Origin of the sequence: Rhizobium sp. LjRoot258, from assembly GCF_964254185.1 — a bacterium.
Classification (GTDB): Bacteria; Pseudomonadota; Alphaproteobacteria; order Rhizobiales; family Rhizobiaceae; genus Rhizobium.
Genome location: NZ_CAXUST020000002.1, coordinates 1,200,485 through 1,223,498, shown reverse-complemented (window position 1 = coordinate 1,223,498; position 23,014 = coordinate 1,200,485). Strand labels below are relative to the sequence as shown.

Here is a 23,014-nt window from a genome sequence, read left to right as displayed (position 1 = left end):
TGCATTAAGAAATGCCTCCTCGACTTCCCGCCGGGCGGTGCCGCCGCCGCCCTGGCGGCCGGCTGACCGCTGTCAAACCAAAGATTGACATGGCGGATGACTGGCATGGAAGAAAGCATCGCGAGCGCGCTGGCCGCGTCGCGGCCGGTCGCGCAGTCTGAACGGGATCGATGGTCGAAGAGCAGCCAACTGGCGCTGGATCTGCACTGATGCACCTGTCGGCCCTTGCCCTCTTCCATTTCCTCGCGACTGCGACAGGTTCCGGCCGGAAAAGCGTCCGATGCTGGTTGACGGCGCAGGCTTCGCGGAATGTGCGAGCCCGGCTGGCGCCAAGGCTCGCACAGGCCTGCGTTGGACAGCCCTATTCCGCAGCTGCGGCAGTGCGGTTACTGTTCGACGCGATGAGGCGCTTTGCACGCTCGAGCGACGCACTCTGTTCGTTGCGATAGCGGGCGCCGATCTCCATCATCAGAACCGTGTCCGGCAGGAACTCGAGTTCGCTAAAGATGTCTTCCCAGTCGATATCGCCCCAGCCAAGCGGCATGTGCAAATCACCGATGCCAAGCGCCGTCGATTCCTGCAGATGGTAAGGCTTGTAGAAGGCCTGCGGGCGACCGAAGGAGTCGTGGACATGCAGATGGCCAGCAACCGGTGCCATGGCGCGGATCTGTTCCCTGAAGTTCAGGCCGCGGTAGGTCGCCTCGATATAGGCATGGCTGAAATCGATCAGCGCCACCAAGTTTTGATGACCGACGGCCTTGACGGTCTCGGCCACCTCGACCGGCGTCTGGCGATACTGCCCCGGTTCGGTGGTGAAGATGTTTTCGAAGGCAATCCGCACGTCGTAACGCTTGGCAAATTCCGCCAGCTCGAACAAGGCCTCGCGCTCGCGCTTGTCGGCCCCGGCACGCTCGAAGAGTTGGTCGGCGCGCAGATGGCCACCATGCTGTACGATGACCCTCGCGCCGATCAGGTCGCAGACTTGCACGAGTGCCTTTGCGGCATCGATCTGGTAGCGGGCGGTCGCCGGATCCATGAAGTTGGATGAGACGAGCCCGTGGACCGTGTAGCGGAACGGAAATTGCGCGGTCAGCGCCGCCAGGCGCTCTGCCCGCTCCTTGACGACACGGCCGCCAGCGATCAGGTCGATGCTGGTCAAGCCAAGCTCGACGGTCTCGACACCAAGGCCGGCCAGTCGGCAAAGATCAGCTTGAAGGCTATCGAGTTCTCCGTCGATGGAGCCGGAATTGAAACCGGTCGAGATAATGTTGCTCATGGCATTTCCTTCTTGAATTGAGGAGGGTCAGGCAGCGGTGGTTCCGCGATCTTGAAAGTCGAGACTTGCGGGCCCTTGGGTCCGGAATGAGCGTCCGTCTCAGTTGGCCGTCGGGTCGAGCTTGTCGCGCAGCCAGTCACCGACCAGCGAAATCGACAGCGTGGTCAGCATGATCACGCTGGCCGGTGCCAGCATGATCCAGGGCGCGCGCGTCAGGTATTCGCGTCCGAAGCCGACCATGTTGCCAAGGCTGGTCTCCGGCGGCTGGACCCCGAGGCCGAGAAACGACAGACCGCTTTCCATCAGGATGATTTCCGGGAAGGTCAGCGTCATCGAGACGATGAGGGTCGAAGCGACATTGGGCAGGATGTGACGGAGATAGACGCGTGTCGGTGTCGCGCCGAGCTGCACGACGGCTGCCGCATAGCCCTGGGCACCGGCGGCGATGGCAAGGCCGCGGGCAATTCGTGCGTAGCGTTCCCAGCCATAAAAGCCCATCAGGCAGACGAGCAGCAGCATCGAAGAGCCAAAGAAAGCCAGCACCGCCAGCGACATGATCAGGAAAGGCAATGCCGCCTGGAAATCCGCCAGCACCAGCACGAGATGCTCCACAAAACCGCGAAAGCTGGCGGCAGCAAAGCCGAGAAACGTGCCGAAGACCGCCGAAAGCAGCGTCGCGCCGAAGGCAATGACCAGGGAAATCCGGATCGATTGGATCAAGCGTGAGAGAACGTCGCGCCCAAGCTCATCGGTTCCGAGCCAATGCTTTGCCGAGCCCGGCACGGAAAGCCGGCTGGTGAGGTCCATGGCGGTGATATTGTAGGGCCGGATGTGATCGGCGAAGGCCGCAATCACCACCATGGCCATCAGCCACAGGATGCCAATGGCGACGAGCGGCGGCACGGTTTGCCGCAGGCGCGAGATAAAGCCGCCTCCCTTTCGGGCATGCGGTGTTTCACTGAGATCGACAGAAATCATGGTTGCTTTCCTCAATGTCCTGCGTGCGCGCGCAGCCGCGGATCGAGCCAGCCGTAGAGTAGGTCGACGACGAGGTTGGAGACGACCATCGTGGCGGCAATGATCAGGAGAATGCATTGAACGACCGCCAGATCACGGTTGCTGACGGATACGACCAGCAGGCGGCCGATACCCGGCCACGAAAAAATCGACTCCACCACAACGGCACCCGCGATCAACGACCCGACCATGAAGCCGACGATCGTGACGATCGGAACGGCGGCATTGGGCAGCGCGTGGCTCCAGACGACGTCGCGCCACTTCAGGCCCTTTGCGGACGCCGTACGAATAAAGGGTTGCCCCATGACCTCGATCATGGCGCTGCGCGAGAACCGGGAAAGAATGCCGATGCCGCCGATGCTCATCGTGATCGTCGGCAGGATACCATGCATCCAGCTATCCTGACCGCCGGACGGCAGAAGCCCAAGCACGACGGAGAAGATCAGCACGAGGACCAGTCCCATGACGAAGGAGGGTATGGTGAAGCCGAAGATCGCAAGCAGGATGACCCCGCGGTCGGCAAAACTCTGCCGGTGCAGCGCCGCGTAGACGCCGGCGGGAATGCCGATCACGAGTTTCAGGATCAGCGCCGGCACTGTCAGCTGCAACGTCGCTGGAACCCGCTCCATCACCAGGCGCAGTGCCGATGCCTTGTCGCGCATCGACACTCCGAAATCGCCGGTGAAGATCGATTTGAGATAGGCGATGTATTGGACCCATAGCGGCTGATCGAGGCCCCAGGCCTTTCGAAACGCAACGACGGAATCCTGCGGCACATCGGGGCCCAGCATCACCTGTGCCGGATCCCCGGACATGCGCAACACGACGAAGGCGAATGTCACGACGGCGAGGATCGTGATCAGCGCTCGAAACAACCGCACGAGAATGAAGCGAACCATCAAGGTCTTCCTATGCTGCAATTTGGGCGTCGTCGCCCGCTGTCACGTGGCAGGCCACGGTTCGCCCGTCTCCAATCTCCTTCAGCTGAGGCGCTGCGGTGCGACAAAGATCGCGCGCCAGCGGGCATCGCGGATGAAAGGCGCAGCCTGACGGACGGTTTGCCGGATTGGGCGGCTCGCCTTGAAGGATCATGCGTCCTTGAAGCGGAGTGCCGGGACGTGGCACGCTCGATACCAGCGCGCGGGTGTAGGGATGTATCGGCGAGCGGAAGATGACATCGGACGAGGCCTCTTCGACGACGCGACCGAGATACATGACCGCAACCCGATCGGCGATGTTGCGCACGACTTTGAGATCGTGGCTGATGAAGACCATGGCGATACTGTGCTGTTGCTGAAGGTCGCGCAGCATGTTGATGATCTGCGCCTGGATCGAAACATCGAGTGCCGAAACCGGCTCGTCGCAAACCAGAAGCTTCGGTCGAGAGGCGATTGCGCGCGCGATCACGGCCCGCTGACGCTGCCCGCCGGACAATTCGTGCGGGAAGCGCATGGCCTGGTCCGGTCTCAGACCGACTGCGCTCATCAATTCGGCGACCCGCGCCGCACGATGTTCCTTCGGAATGAGCCGATGAATCTCCAGGGACTCAGCCAGTTGCGTGGCAATCGTCAGGCGTCGGTCGAGTGCGGCAAGCGGATCCTGATAGACGAGTTGCATCTTCGCCCGCAGCTTTCGCCATTCGGGCGTTGCGCCTGCGGGCATTGCCTTTCCATCGAACACGACCTCGCCTTCTTGGGCGGCATCGATCCCCAGCAGCATGCGCCCGAGCGTTGATTTTCCCGAACCGGACTCTCCGACGACGCCGAGCGTCTCACCTGCCATGACGGCAAGCGAGATACCGTCGACTGCTCTTACCGGGGTCGGATGGCCAAACAATCCGCGGCGGACATGGTAGATACGAACGAGGTCGCGGGCTTCGATCAAGGGCGTCATCGCGCCATCCCCTCTTTGATCCGGCCTCTCGTCTCGGCGGCAATTGATGCCGACGGGACTGGTCGGCTACATGCGAGCTGGCGACCGCGGCCGATCGAAACGAGCGGCGGCAATTCTTGGCCGCAGGCCTCGATGGCGCGAGAACAGCGCGGCGAGAAGGAGCACCCTTTTGGCAGTCGCCGGGGATCGGGGACGGTTCCGGCAATCGGAATCAAACGCTGGCGAGGACCGTCAATGCTCGGGATCGCATCAAAGAGGCCGCGCGTATAAGGATGGCGCGGATCGGCAAAAAGCTCCGCCACCTTACCTTCCTCGACGATGCGTCCGGCATACATGACGCAGACGCGCTCGCACACCTGCGACACGACGCCGAGGTCGTGGCTGATGAAGACCGTCGCCATGCCGGTCTCGGCCCTGAGCGAGATCAACAAATCCAGGATCTGCGCCTGAATCGTCGCATCGAGCGCTGTTGTCGGCTCATCTGCAATCAGCAGGTCCGGCTCGCCGGCGAGCGCCATGGCAATCATCAGCCGCTGACACTGCCCGCCTGAGAATTCGTGCGGATAGAGATCGAAACGACGTCGCACATCCGGGATGCCGACCATATCCATTAGCCGCCACGCCTCTACCTTCGCCGCCTCGCCGCGAAGACCGCGATGAATGGAAAGCGCCTCGGTGATCTGCCGGCCGATCGTCAGAACCGGATTGAGCGAACTCGACGGGTCCTGGAAGATCATCGCGACGCATCCGCCTCGGATCTGCTCCAGCGCGGAGCGAGGTGCACCTAGCAATTCCCGCCCGTGGATTTTCACCGATCCAGCCACACTCGCCTTGCCGGGCAGCAGACCGAGCGCCGCGAGCCAGGTCACAGACTTGCCGCAACCCGATTCACCAACGAGGCCGACTGCCTCGCCTTTGGCGATGTCGAGATCGATCCCATGCAATACCTGCACGCCGTCGAAGGCGACTTTCAGCCCGCGTATTTCAACGAGCTTGGTGACAGTGGCACTCATCCGCTCACCCTTTTCTCTGGTCGTTTGCATCCATAGCGAACGAAAAGGATCCGGCGGTTCGTCACCGCCGGATCACATTCATGGCCGAAATCAACTCGGCCAGTTGTTGGAACGGAAGTCCATTGCGAAGGCCGGCGCGGCTTTCCACTTCAGCGATGACTTCATGCCAGTGAAGGCGGCGTTCTGATGCAGGACCTGATAGACGGGGTCTTCGCGCTCGCAAATCTCGAGCATGCGGGCGAAGGCCCTCTTGCGCTGCGCGCGGTCGGTGCTGGTTTCCATAATCTGCGACATCAGGTTGACCTCGGCATTCGACCAGTCCTTCTTCTGCTGGACTTCGCCATTGGGGCCGAACTGGGCGACGATCGAGGACACCGGATCGTTGAAGCCTGCCCCAGCCGACCAGTCGCGCACGCCCTTGAGACCTGCCGGATCGTGAATCTGACCCCAGTTCTCCTTCATTTCGATCTCGACGTTGAGGCCGACCTGCTTCCACATCTCCACCATAATCTGACCGTTCGCGGTCTGGTTGGTGTAGTAGTTGTTGAGCAGGCGGAAGGGGATCGGATCGCCCTTGTAGTTGGCTTGCTTCAGGAGATCTTGCGCCAGCGTCGGATTGTATTCGGGAACGGACCAGCCCTCGATGAGCATGTCGCCATAGAACGGGAACTGCAGGCCCGCGGGAATCTTCGTCTGGCCGGCCCACAGCGCATCGACGATCGCCTGGCGGTCGATCGAATGCGTCATGGCGCGGCGTACCAGCGGGCTCTGCAGTACGGGGTTCAGGACGTTGAAAACCGAGATGCGGTGATTGTTGATGGTCGAACCCTGCACCTCGAAGCCGGGCGTGTTCTGGACAGTGGCGATCTGGTCTGGCGGAAGGTCGCAGGCGAAATCGTATTCGCCGGAGAGCAGGCCGTTGACGCGCGAGGCGACTTCGGGGACTTCAACGAAGCGGATCTGTTCGAGCGGTGGGCGGCCGCCCCAGTATTCATCGAAGGCCACCAGTGTCAGCGACACGTCAGGCTTGAACTCGGCAACCCTATAGGGACCTGTCGTGACTGGCTTGCGGGCCCAATCGACATAGGTTGCAGCCTCATCCCAGGCGCGGCGGTTGGCAATCTGGCTGCCGAAGGCATAGAGGCGACCCTCGAGCGTCACGTCGGGCGTCGCATTGTGGAAGCGAACCGTATATTTGTCGATGGCCTCGACACCGGCGAGTGCCGGCCATAGACGGCGACCGACGCCTGGCACAGTTGCCGGCAATTCCTTGAGAGAGGTCGGCTTGTTGTCGTCTTCGAAGATCGTCTTTCCGCCAGCCGGCTGCGTGCTGCCGAACACCCGCTGGGAGGAGAAGCTGAATACGACATCGTCGGCGGTCATCTCGTCACCGTTGTGGAACTTCACGCCCTGGCGCAGCTTCAGCTCAAGGGTCTTGTCATCGATGCGCTTCCAATCGCTTGCTAGACCAGGCACCGGCCCCTGATTGCCCATCCAATCACGCAGGATCAGGCCTTCCCAGAGATTGGGGAAGAACACGCGCTCACCGACATTCGACTGCTCGTTCCAGATATCAAGCGTGTTGTTGTTGGTGATCTTCTGCACCGCGATCGTCACGGATGGCCGCTTGCCCTGGCTCAATGCGAAGCGTGGCAAAATCGCACTGCCGGCTGTTGCACCAAGCAGCCCCAGGACGCTGCGCCGATTGATTGAAAGCATGGAAGTCTCTCCTTTGCCGAGGTTTTTGTCGGACATGGGCCGGTCGTAATGTCGCGGTGTTTTATGGCCGGCTAGGTGTCGTTTTGTTGATGATCCGATGAAGTTTATGTGACAATTAACTAATTGGTTTTATTCCCTTATATTGAATTCTGGCGACAACGGATTTCGACCCCAATCCGTATGGATTTTGGTTCACAAGGCTCGTGTCGAGCCAGGCCGGCGATGTACAGATCAAGTCGTCGTTTCGGACGGCTCGGTCCTCATCGTCCAAGCAGGCTCTGCGCAGTGATCTCGTCAGTCATCAAACCATTGATCAGGCGTCCCCTGAGCGCGCCTTGAATAGCTGGCAGCTTCCGTTCGCCCTTCGCCACGCCGATCACCACGGTCCTGCTGCAGGAGGGAATTGGCGCGCTGGCGACGCGGTCGTTGGTGATGCCGTCGATCAATTTGCCGTCTTTATCGAACGTCCAGCCGACAATCTCTCCGACCGCACCTGCCTCGTGCAGGAGTTTCAGTTCGTCCTTCAGGATGAAGCCATCAAGGAAGAGAGGGGCTTGAACGCCCACGTCCCCGATGCCGACAAAGGCAACGTCTGCACGCGCGGCAAGCGACAGCGTCTGGCGGATCACGGGCTGGCTGTGAAGGATCGTCCGTTCCTGTCGCGACGAGGCGATGACCGGAACCGGCATCGGAAAGCATTTCGCGGTGATCAGGTCGGCGAGCTTGAAGACGACATTGTAGAACCAGACCGATCCTTCCCGGGTGATATTGCCGGTCAAGGAAACGATTCTGTGCTGGCGCGCTTCCATCGGCACCATCTCCTCGATCGCAGCCTTGAGTGTATGGCCGGTTCCAATCGCGATAACGGCAGGCGTGTCGCAGGCCAGCCGCCGTTCGATTTCGGCAGCTGCGGCTTGGGCGAGGCCGCCGCTCAAGCCCTGGGCCTGATCACCGGAGGGAATTACCTCCACGAACTGCAGCGAAAACCTGCTCTTCAGCCGTGCAGCAAGGCTCATGCAGTGCCCAACCGGATGGTCAAGCCGGATCTTGATCAGGCCCTGCGAGACCGCACGTGATACGAGCCGTTGGGCCGTCTGCCGGGAAACGCCAAGCTTCTGCGCGATCTCGTCCTGGCTGTGCCCGCCTATGTAATAGAGCCAGCCCGCCTTGGCAGTGAAATCCAGCCGACTGCTATAGTCATCTCGCCTTGCGATCATCTCGCCGTCCTCCCTAGCATCTGTGTTCGCCGTGGGATTGACCGGCCCGCCGGTCCATCATCCTCCGCGCCACGGCGTCGATCGATATCACGCCTCCACCTCCGCTGACCGCTGGGCGTGGTGCTGGCCACCAAGGCGCTGCAGGATCTGCAGCAGTGCTCCGGCGCCGAGAGCGACTTCTTGCGCCCTCGCCGCCAACAGGGCTTCGCGCCTACCTGAACGTGGATCACTTGGCGCCACGAAACCGATCGCCTTCACTCCGGCAGCATGTGCCGCCTGAATGCCGGCCGGGCTGTCGTCTATAACAACGCTTCGCGCGCCACTCGCCCCCATTTTCGACAGACAGAGCTCGATGAGATCCGGGGCCGGCTTGGGTGCCGCCACCATCTCGGCGCTGAAGACGTTTGGCGCGAAGTCTGACCACAGATCGAGAAGACCGAGGCTCATCCCAAGGCGTTCCAACGTGCTATTCGACGCGACACATTTTGCGACGTCGAGCCGACGCAGGACTTCGCCAATGCCCTGCATCGGCCGGAGCTCGCGGCGGAAGGCAGCAAATATTTCCGTGTGCCACGCGGCAAAGACGGAATCGACATCGGCAAGGCCACGGTCAGCAAGAATCGCCCGCAGTTCGGGTTCCGACTTGCCTGTGAACTCGATGAGCACCTGGCGCGGCGTCATCGCAACGCCAGCGCGGGTTAGGGCATGAGCAAGCGTGCGCGCGGCAATCGGTTCGCTGTCGATCAGCACGCCGTCGCAATCAAAAATCAGAAGGCCTATGTCTCTCATAAATTCACAATTCAGCTGAGGACCTCATTGCCATCTTTGGTTGCAGCGGGGGCCCGAGCGATCAAGCGGCGGTATCGCGCGATCCGGTACGGACCACCAAAGCAAGGGCTGGATCATCGCTGGTGATCCAGCCGACGCCTTGGCTGAGCCAGTGTTCGAGCTCCTCTCGCTCGTTCAAAACCCAGCAGCAGAGACGTTCGCGCGAAACGATCGCGACGGCATCCGGAAAGGCCGCCGCCAACAACGTCTTCTCGACGGCAACGATGTCAGCAAGTTCCGCGGCTTTGGTGATGGTCGCCGTCACGCCGAGCGCCTCGGCGGACTTGGCATTGATCGAGCACAGGCGGCCGATTTCGGGGGCGACGCGTCTGCACTGCGCGAGAACGTCGAGACTGAAGCTTGTCAGCAGGCTTCGCTCGGCAAGTCCATGGCGCCGGATGGCCGCGGCCGCCAAGGCTTCGAGCCCTTCGTAAGCCACTCCATCGGCGTCGGCCTTTAGCTCGACATGAAGTTCGCGCGGCCTTGAGGAGGCAAAGAGAGCAAGCGCCTCATCGAGGGTCGGGATCGGTTCCTGTGATCCTTTGAGGCGCGTCGCCCGCCGGTCGGCAGGCGAGAGCGCCCTGACCTTGCCCGTTCCTTCAACCGTGCGGTCGAGCATGGCATCATGAATGACGACGAGTTCGCCCGCGTCTGTCAGGTGCACGTCGAATTCGATGGCATCGACCGGCAGTTCCAGTGTCTTTCTGAAGCCCTCCAATGAATTTTCGGGCCATAGATTACGTGCGCCGCGATGGCCAACGATCCTTGTCATGGGACATACTCTCTCATTATTGAAATCATGCGCAGCCCGCAGAGACGATGCTCGCCCGTCAACACTGTGACAGGCGTGAAGCTGGCATTGCGTTGGGTCCTTCGATCTGAACTTGGCCACCAGCGATGGATGGCGTTGGCGGCGAGTTATAGTGAGCGGAGATAACCGTTGCATGACATCTGCCTCCACGGGTGAGCAAATGCTCAACTCCACGATGAAAGCGGTTTGCGCTGGTGCGGCCTTGGGATTTTCCGTGCGGTTCGTGGCCCTGAAGCGGGGTTCTTGAGCCTGAAGTGCCGATTGCTTGCTATGCTGGGACGATATCGGCGAGTACTTCCGCCCTCTCCGGGCGTTGCGGTCCGTTCTTGCACGGCTCTGCTGGTGTCACGGCTGCGGCTGCGGATGTTCGCTGTAAAGAATCTGTTCCCGCGCGCTGCAATCATGGCGCGCGGAAACTCTCTATTGCCTACGAACCTTACCCTGCATGGTCCATCACTTGGGCAGCAAGGCAGCCGATGAACCACTCACGTCAAAGCAATTTGTCGAGCGTTAGCGGTAGGTCACGAACCCGCTTGCCGGTTGCGTGGAAGACGGCGTTGGCGATTGCCGGCGCGACACCGACGATGCCGACCTCGCCCACACCCTTACCCCCAAGCACCGAGGCATTGAGGTCAGGAATGCCAACAGAGATCACCTGGATCGGCGGGATGTCGGCATTGGTCGCAACGAGATAGTCGCCGAGATTGTTGTTGATGACGCGCCCGTTGCGCTGGTCAATCAAGCCTTCTTCGAGCAGCGCCTGACCGATCCCCATGATGATCCCGCCGCGCCATTGGCTCTCTGCGAGCTTCGGGTTGTAAATCCTGCCGCAATCGAATGCAGAGACCATGCGGGAGACGCGGACTGTACCAAAATCCTCGTCCACCTTCACCTCCACGAAATGCGCGCACCAGCTGTGCATGGAAAATTCACCAGCCGTTGGCCCCCGGATGCTTCCCATCGTCGTCCAGGCCTTCCTGTGGCCCTCCGGGCTCTGCTCTCCTTCCGGAAGGGTGTTTCGTCTTGTTTCGATGACGTCGCGGCCCAAAGCTGTCATGAGGTCCGAAATGGAGATAGACAAACCTCCCTCACGGGGTACTGAGATCCGGCCGTCTGCCACCGTCAGTGTATTGGCACCGGTATCGCGAAACGGAGAAGCGCCGTCGTTAAGGGCGAGTTCGATCAGTTCGTCGCGGGCAGCCGATGCGGCCTTGTGGACGGCTCCAGTGATGGCGCCGGCGAGCATGGAGCCGCCAGCGACCGTGGCACCAGGTAGCGATGAATCGCCAAGCTGCACGTTGATGCTTTCGGCCGGAACGCCAAGTACGTCGGCCGCCGTCTGGGCGAGGATCGTGTAGGTGCCCTGCCCCATATCGATCGCGCCGCTGACGACGTCCACCGAGCCATCGGCAAGGATGCGGATCAAGGCCTCGCTCGATGCACGCAGAACCGGGAAGGTGCCGCATGCGACACCCCAGCCGATGAGTTGTCTGCCATCGCGCATCGAGCGCGGCGCGAAGTTGCGGCGTGACCATCCAAACGCCTCGCCGCCTTCGGAGAGTGCCTCGCGCAGCCGGCGGGTCGCCCATGGCTTTCCGGATTGCGGATCACGCTCGGCATAGTTGCGAAGTCTGAGCTCCACGGGATCGATGCCGACCGCATAGGCAAGTTCATCCATGGCGCATTCGAGACCGAACGCACTCGGGTTCTTGCCCGGGGCGCGCAATGCTCCGGGCATCACGGTATTTACCGGCACAAGACGGTGTTTCGCGCTGAAATTCTCCACAGCATACATCAACGGTGTTGCAGCGTTTGTCTGCTCGGGAAAATCCGCATAAGTGGCGGTCTCGCTGGCGCCCAGATGGACGATCGACTGCAGCACACCGTCGGCATTGGCGCCGAGCGCGATTGTCTGCCTGGTCTCGGCTCGGCCGCCATAGGCGGTGAAGGTCTGCGGGCGCGTCACAGCGAGCTTGACCGGTCGCCCGAGCTTGCGGGCGGCTGCCGTTGCAATGGCGCCATAGGCATAGGCTGTCGCCTTGGAGCCAAAGCCTCCACCGATAAAGGGCGAGATAATACGCACGTCGTCATACGGCAGTCCGTGCCATTCGGCATAGGTGCGGGCCATCCCGTGCGTCCACTGGCTTGGCTCCCAGATGGTCAGTTGGTCGCCGTGCCATTGGGCGATCAGTCCATGCGGTTCGATCGTCACATGATATTCACGCGGCGTTCGGTATTCTGCCTCAAGGCGCACCGGTGAAGCGGCGAGCGCCGCCTGCGCGTCACCCCAGGTCACCGCAAGCGCATCGAGCGCCTTTCCGTCTCCGGCCTTCGGATCGTCGAAGTCAATGATTGCCGACGCTTCCTCATAGACGATGTCGACCAGCCGGGCAGCTTCGGTCGCCTGCTCCAGCGTTTCACCAATCACGGCAGCGACTGCCTGACCATTGAAGCTGACAGTGTTCGAGAGGGGATAGTAGGGTTGGTTGTCCGGCCGATTTCCGTACCAGTCGGACGCCATCTTCAGGCCGAGATCGTCGTCAGGTGTCAGCACCAGCAGCGTGCCTGGTGCCGCTTGCGCCCTTGTAGAGTCGACCTTGATAACACGACCGGCAGCGATCCGGCTCTGCACCAGAACAGCATAGGCCAACCCTGCAACCGGTTGTTCCAAAGCATATGTCGCGCCACCAGTGATCTTCAGTTTTCCATCGAAGCGCGAGAGACGGCCGCCGATCGCACTATCGGAGGCGTCGCCGCGTTTGCTGCGGGGTTCCATGACGTTCATGCCAGACCTCCCATCGTCAGAATGGCGCGCGCAACGACTCGCGGCGCGAGTTCGATCTTGTATTGATTGCCGCCATGAGCGATGGCGCCTTCCATTGCCAGTCGGCTTGCCTTCTCAACCGTGCCTGCATCGATGGCCTTCCCAATCAGAGCTTTTTCGACTGACCGTGCGCGCCAGGGCTTGGTGGCAACGCCACCCAACGCAACACGGATGTCGCGAATCGTCTTGCCATCCGCCTCCAGCTCCAGCCCGACGGCAGCGCTTGCGGCTGCAAATTCATAGGATTGGCGGTCGCGGATCTTGAGGTAGGTCGAATTTCTGGCAAGTGGCGACGCCGGAACGAGGACGGCCACCACCATCTCGCCACGCTCAACGGTCGTTTCACGTTCGGGCGTGTCGCCGGGGAGCACGAAGAGGTCTTCGGCAGTGACTTTGCGGCCACCAAGATCGATCGTCGCCTCCAGGGCAACCAGCGCAACGGCGAGATCACCCGGATAGGAGGCAATGCAGGCAGGGCTGGTTCCAAGCACCGCGTGATTGCGGGTCACACCAGCGATCGCAGAGCAACCGGAGCCGGGATCGCGCTTGTTGCAAGCGGTAAACGTGGCGGGATCGCGGAAGTAAGGACAGCGCGTCCGCTGCAGAAGGTTGCCGCCGATCGTCGCCATATTGCGCAGCTGAGGAGATGCCGCCAGCAAAAGCGACTGTGAAATGACGGGATAGTCCGCACGAATTCCCGGGCTGCCGGCCACATCCTCCATCGTCGCAAGCGCGCCGATGGTAACGCCATCAGCATTGGCCGAAATCTGCGCCAAGCCCGGGACATGGCTGATGTCGATGACTGAACTGGGTTCAGCAACACCGCATTTGGCAAGATCGAGAAGCGTCGTGCCGCCGGCAAGCAGCATCGCGCCTGATTGCATAGCGCGCTGGCGGGCATCGTCGAGCGAGCCAGCTCGGACATAGCTAAAGTCTCTCATGTCGCCATCTCCGCCGCTTCGCGCACTGCCGCGACGATATGATTGTATGCGCCGCATCGACAGAGATTGCCGGCCATGTATTCCCGGATCTCTTCGTCCGAGCCCGCCCGCCCTTCGCGAATGCAGGCAACGGCCGACATGATCTGGCCTGGCGTGCAATAGCCACACTGGAAGGCGTCATGCTCCAGGAAGGCCGCCTGCACGGGATGCAGATCGCCATTCTCGGCCGCAAGCCCTTCGATCGTGGTGATGTTGCGCCCTTCGACCTGGGCAGCAAGCGTCAGACAAGCAAGCACACGCTTGCCGTCGACATGGACGGTGCATGCACCGCATTGCCCTTGGTCGCACCCCTTCTTGGTGCCGGTAAGACCAAGTTGCTCACGCAATGCATCGAGCAACATCACCCGCGGCTCAACATCGAGCTCGTGCCGCCGTGTGTTGATGTCGAGGGAAAGATGAACGGTTCGTGTCATGATAAGCTCCTGCTATCGTCACGAGATTGGACGTCGGAAATCCAAAAAAGATGGTCGTCCGAGGTCGGTGCGCTAGGTAAAGTCATCGGAGGCAAGCCTGGGCAGGTTTTGGCATGACATCCTGCCCCCTTCTGGATTAAGAAGTCGAAGGCACCTGCCTGCATTTAAGCGGAGGAGCCTCCGTTTAATCTAGTGACTTGCCGTCCATCGTCAAGTCCGGAATCTGCTTGGAGCTTATTTTGGCCTCGGCCCCGCCGAAGACGGAACCGTCCACACCGCCGCCATTGCGCGCCGACGCCCGCCGCAATCGCGAGAAACTTGTCGAGGTTGCCGCAGCCGCCTTCGCGGAAGCCGGCGTCGAAACATCGCTGGAAGACATTGCCCGCAGAGCCGGCGTCGGCATCGGCACGCTCTACCGGCATTTTCCAACGCGCGAGCATCTCGTTGAGGTGGTCTATCGCCGGGAACTCGAAAGCCTTGCCGCAGCCGCGAAGGAACTGGCCGCAACCCATGCGCCTGATGTTGCGCTGGAAGAATGGATGCGCCGCTTTGTGGGTTACATCGCCGCCAAGCGGGGAATGGCAACCAGCCTGAAAATCCTGATGGACTCCAACGCCTCGCTGTTTGCCGAAGGCAGCGGCATCCTGCGAGGAGCCGCCGAAAAGCTTCTAAGAGCAGCAGCCGAGCAGGGTTTCATTCGAAGCGACATCGACACGACGGACCTTCTGCATGCCCTTTCGAGCATCTATTCGCTACCGGCGTCTGCGGAATGGCGGGACCGCTCGAACCGGCTTATCGGCCTGCTGATGGACGGGCTGCGGACGCAAAAATAGCCGCCCCACCGTCCATGGGGCGACGTAAACGGAACCACGTCTGAGATGGCTTCAGGACAGGAAAAGAAGCGGCGCCTTGGCGCCGCTTTGGATTCATGCCGCCCGAACACTCGCGCCAAGCGGGATTTCCACGTCGATCTCGAGGATCGACATATGCTCGGAGCGATCCATCGTCACGCGAACCCTCTCGCTATCGACCTGCACGTGCTTGGCGATGACGGCAAGGATTTCTTCGCGCAGCAGCGATACGAGATCGGATCCTGCCGAAACGCGCTCGTGCGCCAGTAGTACCTGCAGGCGCTCCCGGGCCGCCGGCGCGGTCCTCTGTTTGCCAAAGATGCTGAAAATGCTCATGCAGCGGCCCTCCGTCCGAAGATCTTGCCGAAGATGCCCCGCTTCTCTCCCGGAACGACGACAGGCAGTTCTTCGCCAGCCAGTCTGCGCGCAGCATCGAAATAGGCCATCGCCGGCGCGCTGCGGCTATCGGCCAGGGTCACGGGGCTACCGATATTGGACGCGCGCAGCACATCCGTGCTTTCGGGAATAATGCCGAGGAGCGGAATGGAGAGGATCTCCAGCACATCATCGACTTTGAGCATGTCGCCGCGTTCAGCGCGGCTGGCGTCATAACGCGTCAAGAGCAGATGCTTTTCCATCCGTTCGCCGCGCTCGGCCTTGGCGGTTTTCGCATCCAGCAGCCCGATGATGCGATCGGAGTCGCGGACGGACGAGACCTCGGGGTTCGTGACGACCACCGCCACATCGGCGTGTCGCATGGCGAGTGTGGCTCCGCGCTCGATCCCGGCGGGACTATCGCAGATGATCCAGTCGAAGTGACGCTTGAGGTCGTTGATGACGCGCTCAACACCCTCGGCGGTAAGGTTGTCCTTGTCCCGTGTTTGCGAGGCCGGCAGCAGAAAGAGCGTCTCCAACCGCTTGTCGCGGATCAGCGCCTGAGAAAGCTTGGCGTCGCCCTGGATGACGTTGACAAGGTCATAGACGACCCTTCGCTCCGCCCCCATGACGAGATCGAGATTGCGCAGACCGACATCGAAGTCGACCACGACCACTTTCTCGTTCCTCTGCGCTAAGGCCGCTCCGAGGGCTGCGGTGGATGTGGTCTTGCCCACTCCACCCTTGCCCGAAGTGACGACGATGACTTTCCCCATCTTTCTCTCCTGTGTGATAGCCAGTTTCGGGCCTAGGTAAGTTTTTCTGCCTTGATCGAATCGCCTTCCAGCCAGAGCTGAACGGCCTGCCCGCGAAGGTTCGGTGCGATGTCTTCCGCCATCTTGTAGATGCCGTCGATGGCGACCAGTTCCGCCTCAAGCTTGCGGCAGAAGATGCGCGCCGACGTATTCCCAACAGAGCCGGCCATCGCGCGCCCCCTCAGTGTTCCGTAGACATGAACCGAGCCGCCGGCGATAATTTCCGAACCGGATGCGACGGAGCCGATGACCGTGACGTCGCCTTCGGGAAAAATCAGCGACTGGCCCGAACGAATCGGCTCGCGAATGACGATCGACTGCAATGCCGGTCGGGTCTCGACAACCGCGGGCTTGGTACGAACATCGATGATCGGTTCCTGCTGGGGAACCTCGAAATCGGAGACCGGGCGCCCGCCCTTGAGCGCCGGCGGCATGCCTGGACCGAGAAGCGACGGACGGCAGCCCTCAATGCCCATGATGCTGACGTTGCGCTGTGCAAGCTCAGCAACCAAGCCCTTCAGCTGCGCCCGGTCAATCTCCAGGTCGCTGACATCGAGCACGACCGGTCGCCCCAGGAAGAAGCCGGCGGAGCGCGCGGCAAGATCATCTAGTCTTACGAGCCAGTCATCGAAGGGAAGATCTGGCGAAAGCATGACCGCCAGGAAGGAGCGGCCCTTAATGCGGATCGAGCGAGCGTCTGTTAGCACTTTGGTCATCTAGGTTAAGAAATCGTTGAACATTTCTATGTCTGATTTGGTTAATAAATGGTTAATTTCCGGGCCCGGATCATTAACAAGCCTCAGCGCGCGCACTCAAAAAAATTCGCGATGCGCCGTCGACACACCATGCCGGACAGCCACGTTCCAAGGTCTGTTTTTAGGACACTAATGGGTGCCGAGCTTCGCAGCGAAGAAGCAAGCCGACCCAGCCGAAAAGGTCACGCCCGCCGCTCTGGCCCGAGGGCTCGGGCTGACGAAGGCCGTCGCCGAAGGCGAGCCCGGGGTCGGCACGCAGGCGCTCCCGCCCTCGTCCATGCAGGCATCAAAAAAATAAGGCCCGCATGAGCGAGCCTTGATGTCTTGGTCTTGTCGAAAGTTTTAGCGACCGTAAACCAGGCGCTTAATATCGCCGCGCGTAACGCCGATGTCCTTCAGTGCTGCGTCGTCGAGTCGGGAAAGATCTCTGTATGCCTTACGGAGCTGAAGGAACTCTCCGAACCTGTTGCCGATTTTCATGTCATATCTCCTTGTGCGTTGCACAATTATATAGCTGATTGCTTCCTCAATGAGCACTTCGAAAACCGCATACGAGGCATCCGGAATTTGCAACCTCGATATGCACGTTGAGAAGAAAACCGATAGTCGCTGCGCGCGACTCGCTGCCAAAGAGCTCACCAGACGCCCCATATCCGATCGGCGATTCGGCAGTGCGGCTCTGCCAACGCAAACCCAGGGGAACTGTAGCCAGGGTTTCGAATTGATACTGCGTAACTGCGCGTATTGTCGAAATGAACGTTTCACATGCGGGCGTTTTGCCCTGAAAGTTGAAACGCAATTTCCCAAGGCCCGCACTAATCTCTTCACAGACCATAGGTTTGGGAGGATCGAAGATGGCACAGGCAACCGCGGTTTTATTGCGTGGCAGGAACGCACCCGATGAGGGAATAGACTGGCAACGCGTTACCTATCTCCTGCATCTGTCGCGCATCCTTGACGAGATGGAGGAAACCCGGCTCGTTCCCGAGAAGAAAGTCCTTTATCAGTTCTCCGCCCGCGGCCATGACATGGCGCAGATCATGCTTGGCCTGCAACTGACGAACCGCCACGACGCTACCTGCGGCTACTATCGGTCGCGCCCGCTGCTTTTGTCGCTCGGCGTCGACCCGGCCGATGCGCTTGGCTCGGCGATGGGCCGCGCCGGCGGCTATTCCGATGGCCGTGATATCGGCGTGGTCTTCAACTATCCGAACCACAACGGCGCTTCGGCTCTGCCGATGTGCGGCGGTGTCGGAGCCCAGTACACGCCGACGGCTGGCTGGGCCCAGGCGCTCCAGTATTACGCGACGGTGCTTGGGGAGCACGACTATCGCGACGCGATCGCCGTCGTGCTGGGTGGCGATGGTTCGGTCGCATCGAACGGTTTCTGGTCTGCGCTGACGATCGCCACGACGCAGACGCTGCCGATGTTGTTTTACATCGAGGACAACGGCTTCGGAATCTCGGTCCCTTCCGACGTGCAGACGCCCGGCGGAAACATCGCAGCCAATCTCGCGAGCTGGCAGGGCCTGACGATCTTTGAAGGCGATGGGTGCGATCCCGCGGAGGCCGCGCGATTGACGCAGCAGGCGGTCGGCTTCATTCGCGAGCGTCGAATGCCTGCCCTTTTGCGGCTCACTGTCCCCCGACTGGAGGGGCACAGCTTTCAAGACACCCAGTCATATAAGAGCGAAGCGCTTGTCAAGGCGGAATGGGCTCGCGATCCGCTCCCACGGCTTCGAGACTACCTGGTTCCGTCGGTGATGAGCGCGCAGGAGTGGGAAGCGTACCGGCTTGAGGCGGCCGGCATTGCAGAACGAGCACGCGCCGAGGCCGAAAGCCGTGGTGTTGCCGCTCCCGAAACGGTCACCCGTCACGTGTTCTTCGACGGCGACATGCAGGCGATGGGGGGGCAGCATAGCGACGGCTACCATGCCCCCGATTGCAGCGACGAGGCGGCACCGGACGGCCAGCGTATCAATATGGTCACGGCGATCAGGCGTACACTTGATCACGAACTGACCATCAACAAGCGTGTGGTGCTGTTTGGCGAGGACATCGGCCCGAAGGGCGGCGTCCACGCCGTCACGCTGGGACTTCAGGACAAGTTCGGCAAGGAGCGGGTGTTTGATACCTCGCTTTCGGAGGAGGGCATCGTCGGGCGCGCCGTCGGCATGGCGCTTGCCGGGCTTGTTCCGGTTCCGGAAATTCAGTTCCGCAAATATGCCGAGCCCGCGGCGGAACAAATCAACGATTGCGGCACGATCCGCTGGCGCACCAACAACCGGTTCGCAGCGCCCGTCGTGCTGCGCATGCCCGGCGGTTTCTTCAAGTGTGGCGACCCATGGCACAGCCAGACGAACGAGGTCGCCTTCGTCCACCAGCCGGGCTGGAAGGTCGCCGTTCCCTCGAACGCCGAAGACGCCGTCGGGCTATTGCGGACCGCCTTGCGCGGCAACGATCCTGTCATCTTCTTCGAGCATCGCGCCATGCTCGATCATGCGTGGGCACGCCGCCCTTACCCGGGTGACAACTACGCCCTGCCCTTCGGCAAGGCACGCTTTACGCGCAAGGGCAATGCGATCACGATCGTGACCTGGGGCGCCATGGTTCCGCGCTGCGAGGAGGCGGCGGAAAGCATCTCGGCCGATGTCATCGATCTTCGCACGCTGATGCCTTGGGACCGCGCGAGCGTCGTTTCGTCGGTCCGTCGCACGCGGCGGTGTCTTATCGTCCATGAGGATCTTGGAACAGGTGGCTTCGGCGCCGAGATTGCCGCCGTCGTTGCCGACGAGACCTTCATGGATCTCGACGCACCGGTGTCGCGATTGACGATGCCCGATATCCCAAGCCCGCACAATCCGGCCTTGCTCGATTTTGCGGTGCCGTCGGTTGACCGCATCAGGCAGAAAATCACGGCCCTCGTGGAGTACTAGAACATGGTCGATTTTTCCGAAGTTCTCGTGCCCGTCGAACAGGAGGGAACGAAGGCAGTCGTACGCAACTGGCTGAAGCAACCAGGCGAGATCGTCGCCGTGGACGATCCGCTCGTCGAGCTCGAAACGGACAAGGTGACGCAGGAGATTTCTGCACCCGCAGCAGGAATCCTCGACGAGATCTTCATGGCGTCAGGCACGGATGCAGCGCCCGGCGCGGTTCTCTGCCGCATTCGTCTGAGGCCAAGCACTTCCAGAGATGACCATGCGCCGGCACCTTTGCCACCTGGCGAGACTGGAAATGAGAGCGGCGACCGCTTCTCGCCGGCGGTTCGCAGTGCTGGCGAGCAATACGGCATCGACCCGGCTGAGGTCGTCGGCACCGGCAGGGATGGACGTGTTACGCGCATGGATATGGATGCGGCGTTGGCGCGGAACCAGAAGATGGAGCGCGATAAGACGCCATCGTCCGTCAGCATCCCGACCAGCCCCGATCCGGGCACGCTCACCCGCGATCAGATCACTCACCGCTCGCACATTGTTGCTCATACTCCCATGCGGCTTTCCATCGCGCGGCACATGCTGGAATCGGCGACGACCGCCCCACATGTCACGGCAATCTTCGAGGCCGATTTTACCGCGATCATCAAGCATCGCGAGAAGAGCAAGGCGGCATTTGCCGCCGACGGCATCAATCTTTCCTATACGGCCTATATCATCGCCGCCTGCGTCGCGGCGATGCGGGCTGTGCCGGAGATCAACAGCCGCTGGCATGACGATCATTTGGAGATCTTCGACGATATCAATATCGGCGTCGGCATGGCGCTTGGCGACAAAGGCCTGGTCGTTCCAGTCGTTCGGCACGTGCAGGACCTCTCGCTGGCTGCGATTGCCGCCAGACTTCAGGACCTGACCAATCGTGGGCGGGCCGGCGGCCTCACCAACGCCGATATGCGCGGCGGCACCTTTACGATCTCGAACCACGGGGTGTCAGGCTCCCTGGTCGCGGCACCCATCATCATCAATCAGCCGCAATCGGCAATCCTTGGCGTCGGAAAAATGGACAAGCGCGTTGTCGTGCGAGAAGTCGATGGCGTCGATACGATCCAGATTCGACCGATGGCCTATGTCTCGTTGACAATCGATCATCGCGCGCTGGACGCTCATCAGACAAACGCCTGGCTGACGCGGTTCATCGAAACCCTGGAAGGCTGGCCAGCATAGAGCCGGCGGCCCCGCAAAAGAATGGGGCGCTGTGAGGCGCCCCTTTGCTGTCATTTGGCGTTGCGGATCGTCAGCGCCGGGTTGTGCGCAAAGAAGTTATGCGGCTCGATATGGATAGTCTTCCATTCGGTCGACATCACAGGCCAATCCTCCATGCGCGGGATATGGTGGAAACCGGCCGTGAACCAGGTGACGATATCCTTGCCCATGAGCTGCTTGTTGGCCTTGACCCACTGTGGCAGCGTATCGGAGCCATCGCTCTGCATCGCATATTTGCCGCCCGCATATTGCTGATCGATGTTGTAGACGGTGTTCCAGACCGAATACTCGATGTAGGCATTGCGCTTCATCGGTGGATCCTTCGCAAAGTCGAACGGACCGTAGGCAACGTCGCCATGATGGATCATCCAGCCAGGCTCTTGCCCGAGATAACCTTCGCGCGACGGATCGGAAATCATGAAGTAGCGCGGCTTCATCGCCGACAGCTGATAGCGTGCCTCCATCTCGGTTTTCGGCATGGTGTGCTGGACAGTCCACATCGACCGGCGCGGGTTCTTCGCGTCGACCTTTGCCGGCACGATGTCCATCGTTCCGAAATGGTTGTCCGGCTGGTCGACGTCGAAGTCGATGCGGAAGTTGAAGTAATGGTCATGATTTGCCGCCACCAGGTTTGGCGCGATCAGCGTGCCGTGCGCGGTGTCTTGCGCAGCAGTCGGGTCGTTCATCGACGTCGATGCAACGCCCTTCACCGCATCAAGGCCGGTTGCCCCGATCATGATCCTGATCTGGCCATCCTGTTGCAGGCGATAGTCGATCAGATAGTCATAGTTTCCGACTTCGGAGGCGGTGCGTACAACGAGCTCGCTCGCTGGGCGGCCTTCCGCTGGGATCGGCTTTTCCGGTGTTTGTGCGAAGACCTCGAAGTGACGCCAGGCGGGGTCACCGATACTGCGCTCGAAGACGCAGATCGCGTTCGGAATGGTCAGCGGATTGCCCTTGTCGTCGGCAATCGTTGCCGGCAGGAAGGTCGCATAGTCCGGGCAATCGACGCCAGCGCGTAAGGGGCTCAGGAACAGGCCGAAGCCATACTCTCCGCTGTCCATGTAGGTCCGCCAGTACCAGCCTTCAGTCGGATCCATGTAGGGCACAAACACTTCCGACAGATGCGACTGATAGATCACCGAACGCCACGTATCCCCATCCTTCACGTCGAGGTTGGAGACGACAAGGCCGGGGCGCTTGTCGACGCGGAAATTCATCCGCCACATGTCCCATTCAAGATGGCTGCCGGTGATCTTGTAGTTCGGTCCGCCGGGCTGTGAGAGCGTCGCGGGGTTCGTCTGGGGGCGCAGCGGCTCGCGCTCGGCCACTTCCTTTTCCGTATAGCCCCAATTGTCTTTCGGCCCGTCGATCACACCGGTGTCGATGACGCGAAGGACTTTCTTCTTGCCGATATCGTAGACGGCGAACAGGCCCTCGATAGGTTTTGCGTAGAAGTTCGATCCTTCGGGCACCTTGTAGCAAGGTACCTTCATCAGACGCGAGTTCTCATATTCGTCGGTTAGGAAATTACCGGCGGTCAGCGGCAGGCAGAAAGCCTGTTCCGGCGTCAGACCGCGCTTTTTCAGCCCGGCGATCATGTCAGGATTGGCAAGCGCACCCTGAAGAGCATCCATGAATTCGGTGAACAGCACCATCGGCTGCCCTTTGATCAGCGTCGTGCTGTCGACGGTGCCCTTGGTGATGTTGACGACCGCCTCCTTGAAACCCTGCAGGCTCGTCAACTGCACCTTCGCCTCGCGGTCGAGCTGGTCGCCTTCCTTCCAGGAGAGAACCTGTTCCTTTGTAGGCTCCTTAAGCTCGATCAGGGGATAAAGCGTATTGTCGTCGACCACTTTCTGGTCGCGCAGGATCTTGTTGATCTTCTGATATTCTTCCGCGCTCAGCCCATCCAACGGATGAGCCATGGCAGTTGGCGCGCCAAGCGCCAAAAACAATCCGGCCGAAGCCAGATATCGCCCAATGTTCATTTGCATCCTCCCTAAC

At 60.9% G+C, this 23,014-nt stretch carries 21 protein-coding genes; 4 read left to right on the top strand and 17 right to left on the bottom strand.

The features are described from left to right. Positions 1-361: 361 nt before the first annotated feature. The 12 genes from ACSQ9D_RS26535 to ACSQ9D_RS26480 form a co-directional block, all read right to left on the bottom strand. Positions 362-1,276, bottom strand: coding sequence for a TIM barrel protein (locus tag ACSQ9D_RS26535; RefSeq protein WP_436284820.1), 915 nt, complete (start codon positions 1,274-1,276; stop codon positions 362-364). Positions 1,277-1,375: 99 nt separating this feature from the next. Beyond that, positions 1,376-2,254 carry an ABC transporter permease gene (locus ACSQ9D_RS26530; protein ID WP_436284819.1) on the bottom strand — a complete coding sequence of 293 codons (879 nt, stop codon included), beginning with the start codon at positions 2,252-2,254 and terminating at the stop codon, positions 1,376-1,378. 11 nt (positions 2,255-2,265) lie between these two features. After that, positions 2,266-3,192: an ABC transporter permease gene (locus ACSQ9D_RS26525; protein WP_436284818.1), complete on the bottom strand. Its 927-nt coding sequence runs from the start codon at positions 3,190-3,192 to the stop codon at positions 2,266-2,268. Positions 3,193-3,202: 10 nt separating this feature from the next. After that, positions 3,203-4,186: an ABC transporter ATP-binding protein gene (locus tag ACSQ9D_RS26520; RefSeq protein ID WP_436284817.1), complete on the bottom strand. Its 984-nt coding sequence runs from the start codon at positions 4,184-4,186 to the stop codon at positions 3,203-3,205. Then, entirely contained in the window at positions 4,183-5,199 is a 1,017-nt protein-coding gene (locus tag ACSQ9D_RS26515; protein WP_436284816.1) for an ABC transporter ATP-binding protein, read from the bottom strand. Before ACSQ9D_RS26515 ends, ACSQ9D_RS26520 begins: the two co-directional genes overlap by 4 nt. A 90-nt stretch (positions 5,200-5,289) precedes the next feature. Next, on the bottom strand, positions 5,290-6,918 hold the full coding sequence (locus tag ACSQ9D_RS26510) for an ABC transporter substrate-binding protein (protein ID WP_436284815.1): 1,629 nt from the start codon (positions 6,916-6,918) through the stop codon (positions 5,290-5,292). 260 nt (positions 6,919-7,178) lie between these two features. After that, entirely contained in the window at positions 7,179-8,135 is a 957-nt protein-coding gene (locus ACSQ9D_RS26505; RefSeq protein ID WP_436284814.1) for a sugar-binding transcriptional regulator, read from the bottom strand. Positions 8,136-8,222: 87 nt separating this feature from the next. Further along, positions 8,223-8,924 (bottom strand): HAD-IA family hydrolase, encoded by a 702-nt coding sequence (locus ACSQ9D_RS26500; protein ID WP_436284813.1) that lies wholly within the window; start codon positions 8,922-8,924, stop codon positions 8,223-8,225. Positions 8,925-8,985: 61 nt separating this feature from the next. Beyond that, positions 8,986-9,735 carry a glycerophosphodiester phosphodiesterase family protein gene (locus ACSQ9D_RS26495; protein ID WP_436284812.1) on the bottom strand — a complete coding sequence of 250 codons (750 nt, stop codon included), beginning with the start codon at positions 9,733-9,735 and terminating at the stop codon, positions 8,986-8,988. Between the two features lie 529 nt (positions 9,736-10,264). After that, positions 10,265-12,559 carry a xanthine dehydrogenase family protein molybdopterin-binding subunit gene (locus ACSQ9D_RS26490; protein WP_436284811.1) on the bottom strand — a complete coding sequence of 765 codons (2,295 nt, stop codon included), beginning with the start codon at positions 12,557-12,559 and terminating at the stop codon, positions 10,265-10,267. Next, positions 12,556-13,539 carry an FAD binding domain-containing protein gene (locus ACSQ9D_RS26485; RefSeq protein ID WP_436284810.1) on the bottom strand — a complete coding sequence of 328 codons (984 nt, stop codon included), beginning with the start codon at positions 13,537-13,539 and terminating at the stop codon, positions 12,556-12,558. Before ACSQ9D_RS26485 ends, ACSQ9D_RS26490 begins: the two co-directional genes overlap by 4 nt. After that, on the bottom strand, positions 13,536-14,012 hold the full coding sequence (locus ACSQ9D_RS26480) for a (2Fe-2S)-binding protein (RefSeq protein ID WP_436284809.1): 477 nt from the start codon (positions 14,010-14,012) through the stop codon (positions 13,536-13,538). Before ACSQ9D_RS26480 ends, ACSQ9D_RS26485 begins: the two co-directional genes overlap by 4 nt. Positions 14,013-14,251: 239 nt before the next feature. On the opposite strand from ACSQ9D_RS26480, the gene ACSQ9D_RS26475 reads away from it, so the two are divergent. Continuing rightward, positions 14,252-14,845, top strand: a complete 594-nt coding sequence (locus ACSQ9D_RS26475; RefSeq protein ID WP_436284808.1) for a TetR/AcrR family transcriptional regulator — start codon at positions 14,252-14,254, stop codon at positions 14,843-14,845. 93 nt (positions 14,846-14,938) lie between these two features. On the opposite strand, the gene minE is transcribed toward ACSQ9D_RS26475, so the two are convergent. From minE to minC, 3 genes are read right to left on the bottom strand one after another with little or no spacing between them, the layout of a single operon-like run. Further along, positions 14,939-15,199 carry a cell division topological specificity factor MinE gene (minE, locus tag ACSQ9D_RS26470; protein WP_037118990.1) on the bottom strand — a complete coding sequence of 87 codons (261 nt, stop codon included), beginning with the start codon at positions 15,197-15,199 and terminating at the stop codon, positions 14,939-14,941. After that, entirely contained in the window at positions 15,196-16,014 is an 819-nt protein-coding gene (minD, locus tag ACSQ9D_RS26465; RefSeq protein ID WP_072375839.1) for a septum site-determining protein MinD, read from the bottom strand. The genes minE and minD overlap by 4 nt, the downstream gene beginning before the upstream one ends. 32 nt (positions 16,015-16,046) lie before the next feature. After that, complete coding sequence (gene minC, locus ACSQ9D_RS26460; protein ID WP_436284807.1) at positions 16,047-16,769, bottom strand: septum site-determining protein MinC; 723 nt, start codon at positions 16,767-16,769, stop codon at positions 16,047-16,049. 175 nt (positions 16,770-16,944) lie between these two features. Between minC and ACSQ9D_RS26455 the strand changes: the two genes are divergently transcribed. Further along, a complete protein-coding gene (locus ACSQ9D_RS26455; RefSeq protein ID WP_436284806.1) occupies positions 16,945-17,106 on the top strand; it encodes a hypothetical protein in 162 nt (53 codons plus the stop codon). Between the two features lie 44 nt (positions 17,107-17,150). On the opposite strand, the gene ACSQ9D_RS26450 is transcribed toward ACSQ9D_RS26455, so the two are convergent. Further along, a complete protein-coding gene (locus ACSQ9D_RS26450) occupies positions 17,151-17,288 on the bottom strand; it encodes a DUF1127 domain-containing protein (protein ID WP_072376045.1) in 138 nt (45 codons plus the stop codon). Positions 17,289-17,662: 374 nt separating this feature from the next. On the opposite strand from ACSQ9D_RS26450, the gene ACSQ9D_RS26445 reads away from it, so the two are divergent. Together ACSQ9D_RS26445 and ACSQ9D_RS26440 are read left to right on the top strand one after the other, a co-directional pair. Further along, the gene (locus tag ACSQ9D_RS26445; RefSeq protein WP_436284805.1) at positions 17,663-19,744 is read left to right on the top strand and encodes an alpha-ketoacid dehydrogenase subunit alpha/beta; all 2,082 of its coding nucleotides are present in this window, start codon (positions 17,663-17,665) and stop codon (positions 19,742-19,744) included. Positions 19,745-19,747: 3 nt separating this feature from the next. Further along, on the top strand, positions 19,748-20,968 hold the full coding sequence (locus ACSQ9D_RS26440) for a dihydrolipoamide acetyltransferase family protein (RefSeq protein WP_436284804.1): 1,221 nt from the start codon (positions 19,748-19,750) through the stop codon (positions 20,966-20,968). A 50-nt stretch (positions 20,969-21,018) separates the two neighbouring features. Here ACSQ9D_RS26440 and ACSQ9D_RS26435 read toward each other — a convergent pair whose 3' ends face one another. Further along, positions 21,019-22,998: a tyramine oxidase gene (locus tag ACSQ9D_RS26435; RefSeq protein WP_436284803.1), complete on the bottom strand. Its 1,980-nt coding sequence runs from the start codon at positions 22,996-22,998 to the stop codon at positions 21,019-21,021. Between the last annotated feature and the right edge of the window lie 16 nt (positions 22,999-23,014).